Annotated in this window: 2 protein-coding genes; both read left to right on the top strand. The window is 67.5% G+C overall.

The features are described 5' to 3' along the window. Positions 1-558: phosphoribosylaminoimidazolesuccinocarboxamide synthase (locus tag AC097L_RS24765; protein ID WP_479589372.1), on the top strand; the 558-nt coding region annotated here is incomplete at its 5' end. Positions 559-567: 9 nt separating this feature from the next. Then, the coding region (locus tag AC097L_RS24760; RefSeq protein WP_479589371.1) for an aminotransferase class III-fold pyridoxal phosphate-dependent enzyme at positions 568-1,302 on the top strand (735 nt) is incomplete at its 3' end.

The following is a 1,302-nucleotide window of genomic DNA, read 5'->3' as shown; positions in this document are numbered from 1 at the left end:
CGCGGCTACCTGGCCGTTAGCGGCTGGAAGGAATACCAGGACAGACAACCCGTCTGCGGCCTGCCCCTGCCTGCGGGCCTGCTTAACAATTCCAAGCCGGCCGCCCCGATCTACACCCCGGCGGCCAAGGCAGCGGTGGGCGACCACGACGAAAACATCACCTTCGAGCGCAGCGTGGAGATGATTGGCGCCGACCTCGCCGGGCGCATCCGCGATTTGAGCATCCAGATCTATTCGGAGGCCGCCGCCTTCGCACTGACCAAGGGCGTGATCATTGCCGACACCAAGTTCGAGTTCGGCCTGGACACCGATGGCACCCTGGTGCTGATGGACGAGGTGCTGACCCCCGATTCCTCGCGCTACTGGCCCGTGGAAAGCTATGTCGAAGGCAGCAATCCCCCCAGCTACGACAAACAGTTCGTGCGCGACTGGCTGGAACAGGTGCTGATCGACGGCAAGCCCTGGAACAAAACGCCCCCCGCCCCCCGCGTCCCCGCCGATGTGATCACCAAGACCGCGGCCAAATACCAGGAAGCGCTGGAGCGGTTGACGGCGTAGGCCTGTGGCATGACCACCTCCTCCCTCGTCACCCGCAGCCTGGCCCACATCTGGCACCCCTGCACCCAGATGCAGCGGGCCGCCGAGGTGCCGCCGCTGCCCATCGTGCGCGGCCAGGGCGTGTGGCTGGTTGACGAAGATGGCCACCGCTACTTCGATGCCATCAGCTCCTGGTGGGTCAACCTGTTTGGCCATGCGGATGCGCGCATCAACGCCGCCATCAAGGACCAGCTCGACACCTTGCCGCATGTGATGCTGGCGGGCTGCACCCACGCCCCGGCGGTGGAGCTGGCCGAGCGCCTCTCTGCCCGCACGGGCGGGGTGCTGGGCCACTGCTTCTTTGCCAGCGACGGGGCTTCGGCGGTGGAGATTGCGCTGAAGATGACCTTCCACCACTGGCAAAACCGGGGCTTGGCTAACAAGCGCGAGTTTGTCTGCCTGCGCCAGGGTTACCACGGCGAAACCCTGGGCGCGCTGGCCGTGACCGACGTGCAAATCTTCCGCGATGCCTACGACCCGCTCTTGATGCGCTCGCACCAGGTGATGTCGCCCGACGCGCGCCAGGCCCTGCCGGGCGAATCCGCCGCCGACGTGGCCCGGCGCGCCGCCGCCGAGCTGCAGGCCTTGCTGGAGGCCCGCCACGGCCAGATCGCTGCCATCATCCTGGAGCCGCTGGTGCAGGGCGCGTGCGGCATGGCCATGCACGACCCGGCCTACCTGCGCGCCGTGCGGGCGCTGTGCGAC

Source organism: Rhodoferax sp. RT5P35 (assembly GCF_056521385.1).
This window is presented reverse-complemented; position numbering and strand designations above follow the sequence as displayed.